Source organism: Candidatus Zixiibacteriota bacterium (assembly GCA_026397505.1).
Classification (GTDB): domain Bacteria; phylum Zixibacteria; class MSB-5A5; order GN15; family PGXB01; genus JAPLUR01.
In genome coordinates this window covers 1-6173 of the sequence record JAPLUR010000017.1, presented here as the reverse complement: position 1 = coordinate 6173, position 6173 = coordinate 1, and the positions used below count along the sequence as shown (strand labels likewise).

The following is a 6173-nucleotide window of genomic DNA, read 5'->3' as shown; positions in this document are numbered from 1 at the left end:
CAACCGTCTCAACTCCCTCAAACTCATCCTGATAACGTCCTCTCCGACCATAAACCTCCCCAACTTTTTGGGGAGCATTATAGCCTCTCAATAGGACATTTCTATCTTGCTCAAAGAGGACATTACTACTTTGCGGGAACAGGCATATCATAATGGTTGACAGATCAGACGGATTTATTTATAATTATTCATTCAATTAATCACTGTGGAGGAGAAAATGACGCCGCGGAAAAACCATATCTCTTATTTCCTGTTATTGACTTTGATCTTTCTATGCGCAGCAACCGCCGCCACCGCCAGCTACGAAGGGACGGTGGTCACCAAGAGAGGGCAAAAGTACGAAAAGGTTCAGTTTGATGTCAATTCCATTTATAAGGTGGTTATCATCAAGCTCAATGGGGAGAAGAAGAATATCAGTTTCGACCAGGTTGAGGCGATCTACGACCTGAACGACAACGACATTTCCTCCGAGGTTCTCAGTGGGTATAAAGAGCCGAGCCGGGAGACTTGGAAATCGGAGGGCGACCCCGCATTCAAGAGACTCAATCGGCGGCCCTGGGTTATGGGATTCCGTTTCGCGGGAGATTTCAGTATCCCCGCGGGCAGCTATTATGAGGGGATCACCTCCGGCATCGGGCTGGAAGGTGATTTCCTTGTTGCAGTCTCAAGGGAGGTTGCGATCAAGGGAACGATATCTAAAGCAGGGATGAAAGCGAGCAAAGATCTCCGGTTTTACAGTGATGACCCGAGTATTGAAATATTATCGCAAGAATTGAATTATGATGCTATGCGCTATTTGCTGGGAGTGCAATATTATGCCCGACCGCCGCAGCTGGCCGCGGGCAAGGGCTTATTCTATTCATATATTTCCCTGGGCGTTATCAGTCGAAAATTGTCGGGAAAAATCTATTTCCGGCAGGGCGGCGATCTTTACTATGGAGAACCGTCAGATACCGAGACCAAGTTTATGACCACATTCGGTATTGGTGGAACAATCCTCGTATCCAAGCATCTGGGTCTTGATTTCGGTGCGGAATTTGATGTTGTCTATCTCGGCTCCGACGATTACGGCAATATCGGCCGCGCTTATGTAATTGATTTTAAAGTCGGGTTGGTCGGTCTGTACTAGAAACTAATGGCGATTCTTGCATTGGAGGGTAATTGAATATGAAAAAGGCAAACAAGCTATGGCTGCCTCTTCTGGTGCTCTTACTGGCTATGGTCGTGAGCTGTTCCAGGCCGTATGTTATCACCGAGGAGCTTGCGGCGCCGTTCAATCGCGCGGCATCATGCAGTATCGGCGAGATAACTGATGCTCTCCCCTTTGATTTTGAGGCTGCCAAAAAGCCAACGGCGGAGAATATCGAGAAGTTTAAAGAATATCTGACCGAGGCGCTGCAGAACAAAGAAGTATTCGGTGAGGTTAATGCCAACCTTACCTCGGCGGAGTATGAGGTTACCGGTAGCATTCTGGATTATGAGAAAGGAAGCGGATTTCTGAGATTTTTATTCGGCGCATGGGCCGGCGGCTCCAAAGTGACGGTCTCTCTGCAACTGCTTAAGAAAGGCACAAAAAATGTTGTTTTCGGCGGGAATTTCACGGGGATGGTCAGCAGTTGGATGGAATCGGGCGATAAGATGTTCGAACATGTCGCCAAGAACTTTGCCGGAAAACTGAATAAAGAACTCGAGAATCTCGAAAAAGGAAAATAACGCGAATTCCGGGCGCTTAAAGTAGCATAGATTCTATATCGATAGTGTATAATGAAAAAATGCCGAAGGGGGGATTTGAACCCCCACGCCTTGTGGGCACTGCGCCCTGAACACAGCGTGTCTGCCAGTTTCACCACTTCGGCAAGTCAAAGTCCAATTATATAGTATATTTCTGTTGGAGGCAAGAGTATTTTGCTTTGGAGTGAAATTCTTATTGCAGTATCGGCCATTCGCAACTAATATATCTTCAATAAAAGGTATTGGGATTTATAGCCGTGCAAAGAATTCTAAGAAGATTTCTGGAAACAGACAAAACCGCCCTTTTTATTTTCTTTTTGGCATTAGCGATCAGACTCGCCTATCTGGCGATTCTTCTCCAGCATTCGCCTATTGACAAAATCGCATCCTCTCCTCCGGATACTCTAAGATATTTGCGATTGGCTGACGATTTTTGCAATTTTACGCTACATGATGAAAGCAGTCTATATATGGTCGGTTTTGGATACAGCTTCTTCTTATCAATATTATTCCTTCTTTCGGGTAAGGCTCTTCTTTTCACATTGGTATGTCAAATAGGGGTGGCTTCACTTTCTACAGTATTTATTTATAAAATCGGTCGCTTGATTTCGGGGCGCCGTCTTCTTGGAATAATTGCGGCGGGATTAAACAGCTTTTCGCCAACTGCGCTATCGCTTAATACATCATTTTTGTCAGAGACAATATTTTTTGCCTGCATAGTTCTTTCTATCTATATATATTTAAAGATTGTTACCAACCCATCGATAGGAAAATATATTCTCCTGGGCATTCTTGTCGCCTATGCAACTTTCACGCGTTCAGTGGGTCAATTCCTTCCACTAGTATTTGTTGCCGCCGCCATCACTACACCAGCCAAATATATTGCGCGACCTAAGAAGACCCTGATTCTTTCTGTCATTCTTTCGATGTCATTATCCTCTGCAATTATTACCGCCTGGGCGTTTCGGAATTATATGGTAAATGATAGCTTCGTAGTCGCGGGCACAGGTCCGGGCGCGGCAGCCATCTATTTAGGAACAAGAGTTGCGGCTGATCGCTCTGATACTCTGTCGGTGTTATACTTTAGAGATACTTTCGGCAAAGAGCTGGCCAATTGGCGAAAAGATAGTCTCAATTCTGGAAATGGGAATGAATGGTTTATAAAAAAGGTGAAGACTCTTTTCAATGAAGACCCATCATCTTTCATCCGATCTTTCATGTCAATTGTATGGGAAAATATGATGGCGTCTGATCAGCTTTCACGGCTTCGACTGCCGGAATTAAAGAAAAAAATTGTCTACTATACGCAATTGGGAGATATCTATAAATTTAATAAGATAATTTTTGGCCTTTCAATTTTCGGATTTATTCTTCTTCTAATCAATCGTAAAGTCTTTGCGGCGCTTTTTCTCTTGTTTCTATATATATATTTTGCTCTAATTTCGGGATTTACCTATTGGCAAGGATCCCGCATATTTTACCCGGCCCAGACCTCCTGGGCGTTATTTGTCGCATCTGCCATTTTCTATCCGATACGATACTGTAACCAGATTTTCATTCGAGTAAATTGGAAGGCAGTTGGCAACCGCCTATCAAGGATGATCAAGACTATTTTACTTCTGCCCAATTCCATTTTGAAGCTAAAGGACGAGCATTATAGGATTGCTCTCCTTATGTTTCCAATAATTGCGTTATCTGTATTTTCGACCACAATCTTTTTGTCATCTCACAGGAGCCCCGTTTATGTTGCCTTTGACGGCTCCGGAGACCACATATTTGATGGCCTTATCGTTCTTTCTCGCCCATATTATGAGCTAAACAGCGATCATACGCATACAATATTACTTGATTTCTATGCCAAAAAAGAAATTGAGAGGGATTATCGCATTTTCTTTCATCTATACCCTGAAAAGGGCGGGAATATGATAAATCTGGATTTCGAACCGGAACCCTCTGTGACACAGTGGAAACCATTTGAAATCGTGACACTGAAGCGGATTTTGGAAATGGAGCCGGGTACGTACGGAGCGCATTTGGGGTTTTTTGACAGTGAAAGCCGGCTTGATAGCGGCTATTCTTTCATGCTGGTGATTAGGTAATCCCAGAGAAGCTATAATTATAAAAAGGGAGCCTCTGTGGGCTCCCTTCTTCAATCGTGTCACTCAAAATCGCTTAATTCAAATACGCCCTTAGTGAGCGGCTTCGCGAGGCATGGCGCCGCCGGTGAAAGCAAACACTAAAGCGATGACAAGAAAGAAAGCAACATATATGGCGAGGGCCAAATTCTTGCGGCGAATTGCCTCAGATGAAAAGTCCATTTTCCTCCGTGCGAGCCATTTATCTCCAAGAAAGTAACTTTTTGTAACATCGCTGTCAACTACTGATTGATTTAAAGAAGTGCGAATTATATATTGCCGCCGGTAATCAAACATCTAAACCGGAATTCATTCGAATGGGATTTGCAGAACCGACAATAAAGGTCCGCCGAGATTTCAGGAGTCTTGCCGTTGTCTTTGTTTCCGCTCTGATTCTCAGGGCATTGTATTTGTATGCAATGTCCACACAGTTTGATGAGGGCCAGATTTGTCAATTAGTACCTGATTCCAGCAAGTATATTAGGGTCGCGCAGTATATGATAGGATCAGACACAACAGCCGAGACGGAACTGTTCCTGGTTGGCCCCGGCTTTCCCCTTTTCCTGGTCCCCTTTCTCAAGATATTCGGTGTCAATGGCTGGCCGATCCTCTTCATTCAAATAATTCTCAGCAGTTTATCTTGCAGTCTGATCTATTTGTTTGCGCTGATACTGCTGGAGGACCGAACAGCCGCGCTAACGGCAGGATTGCTTTCGGCGATTTATTTGACCTCGATTTCACTAAGTGCCGTTCTCCTGACAGAGACTCTTTTCATATTTCTCTTTCTCCTGTCCCTTAATCTATTTTTCAGGGGTCTGATTGTGGGAAATCGACGGGATTTCATCTGGTCGGGGATTGCCGGCGGCGTTTCGATCCTGGTTCGTTCCGTCTCCCAGTTCTTCTGGATATTATTCATGGTATTTGCCATTGTTTATTCGCGAAAAAGGATTCACGCGTGGAATGGGCCATTAATATGGCCGATGATAACCGCTGCGATAATGCTACTGTTCATTGCTGGATGGGGATTCCGAAACTATGCCAAACATCAGGTTTTCACTATTGCCGAGACAGGCCTGGGGGCGGCCAGGGTTTACCTGGTTCCGCGCGTTATATGCGACAGCAAGCCGGGCCAGGATTTGTTTAAAGTCAAAGATGAGATCGATAAACCGAGATCAATCGGTGAGCAGTCACAGACGATTAAGGATCGGCATGACGAATCAATTCAGATAATCCGGTCTGCCTTCATAGAAAGCCCCTCTCAATTCCTCATTACTTATTTCGATATTGTCTGGGAAAATGTGACCAGCGGGAGCCTTATCCATCCCAAGCAGCTCCCACAGTTTCAATCGGTCCTCCGCTATTATGAGAAATTTACATCTGGGGGCAACAATAGCAGCTTCGTAGTGATTCTCTCTGGAGTGGGGTTATTTATCCTCATCGTGCAGAGGAAGTTTGCGCCGGCAATGGTTTTTCTTTCGATATTATTGTACTTTGGGCTTCTGACAGGAGTGACCTACTGGCAAGGTTCGCGAGTTTTTTTTCCGGCCCAGGCAGCCTGGCCGATTTTGGCGGGGGTTGTTTTCTCTCGTCTTCGGGATTGGATAGTAATGACAGTTAGACTCACACGAACGAGACTAAATAAAAAGCCCGCAGGAAGCGGGCTTTGAGAAAACTGATGACATCATTTTAGTTCAAGTAGGCTCGGAGCGATCGGCTTCGCGAGGCATGGCGCAGCCGCCGGATCGCCTTCTCTTTAATCTGCCGAACCCGTTCGCGGGTCAGAGAATATCCAGCGACATTACGATCTCCAAATTCAACGAATGGACGAGCAGTTCCTCAACCGGCGCCGGCTGAAATTCAACTTCGATAATATCAATAAGCGAGTTATCCTCGGAGACCTAGAACGGGGCATCCAGCGACAGATGCGAGTTGGAGATTTTCAGTGTGTCAGAAACCTCCATCTCCGAAAGGTCCAATTCCCGGGCGATTTCATCGGGAGATGGTATCCGCCCGAGACCCTGTTCCAGAGAACTGGAAATCTTGCCGATTTTATGCAGGGTTCCGACCCGATTCAGAGGGAGTCGGACAATACGGCTCTGTTCGGCCAGAGCCTGCAGAATCGCCTGGCGTATCCACCAGACGGCATAACTGATAAACTTGAAACCCCGGGTTTCATCAAATCGTTTGGCCGCTTTGATGAGGCCAATGTTCCCCTCATTGATGAGATCGGCGAGTGACAGCCCCTGATTCTGATACTGTTTGGCAACCGAGACAACGAATCGCAGATTGGCCTTTGTTAATGCTTCG

General features: G+C 45.6%; 5 protein-coding genes, 1 tRNA gene and 1 pseudogene. 4 read left to right on the top strand and 3 right to left on the bottom strand.

What is annotated here, in order from left to right; all coding sequences use genetic code 11:
- Positions 1-217 precede the first annotated feature (217 nt).
- Both NT002_00835 and NT002_00830 read left to right on the top strand, forming a co-directional pair.
- Positions 218-1129 (top strand): hypothetical protein, encoded by a 912-nt coding sequence (locus NT002_00835; protein ID MCX6827818.1) that lies wholly within the window; start codon positions 218-220, stop codon positions 1127-1129.
- A 38-nt stretch (positions 1130-1167) separates the two neighbouring features.
- Positions 1168-1713, top strand: a complete 546-nt coding sequence (locus tag NT002_00830; protein ID MCX6827817.1) for a DUF4410 domain-containing protein — start codon at positions 1168-1170, stop codon at positions 1711-1713.
- A gap of 60 nt (positions 1714-1773) precedes the next feature.
- Here NT002_00830 and NT002_00825 read toward each other — a convergent pair.
- Positions 1774-1856, bottom strand: a tRNA-Leu gene (locus NT002_00825).
- Between the two features lie 294 nt (positions 1857-2150).
- Here NT002_00825 and NT002_00820 point away from each other — a divergent pair.
- Positions 2151-3830 (top strand): glycosyltransferase family 39 protein, encoded by a 1680-nt coding sequence (locus tag NT002_00820; protein MCX6827816.1) that lies wholly within the window; start codon positions 2151-2153, stop codon positions 3828-3830.
- 90 nt (positions 3831-3920) lie between these two features.
- Here NT002_00820 and NT002_00815 read toward each other — a convergent pair whose 3' ends face one another.
- Positions 3921-4049, bottom strand: coding sequence for a hypothetical protein (locus tag NT002_00815; GenBank protein ID MCX6827815.1), 129 nt, complete (start codon positions 4047-4049; stop codon positions 3921-3923).
- A 314-nt stretch (positions 4050-4363) separates the two neighbouring features.
- Here NT002_00815 and NT002_00810 point away from each other — a divergent pair, with 314 nt between their 5' ends.
- Positions 4364-5533, top strand: a complete 1170-nt coding sequence (locus NT002_00810) for a glycosyltransferase family 39 protein (GenBank protein ID MCX6827814.1) — start codon at positions 4364-4366, stop codon at positions 5531-5533.
- Between the two features lie 19 nt (positions 5534-5552).
- Here NT002_00810 and NT002_00805 read toward each other — a convergent pair.
- A pseudogene (locus NT002_00805) lies at positions 5553-6173 on the bottom strand (sigma-70 family RNA polymerase sigma factor).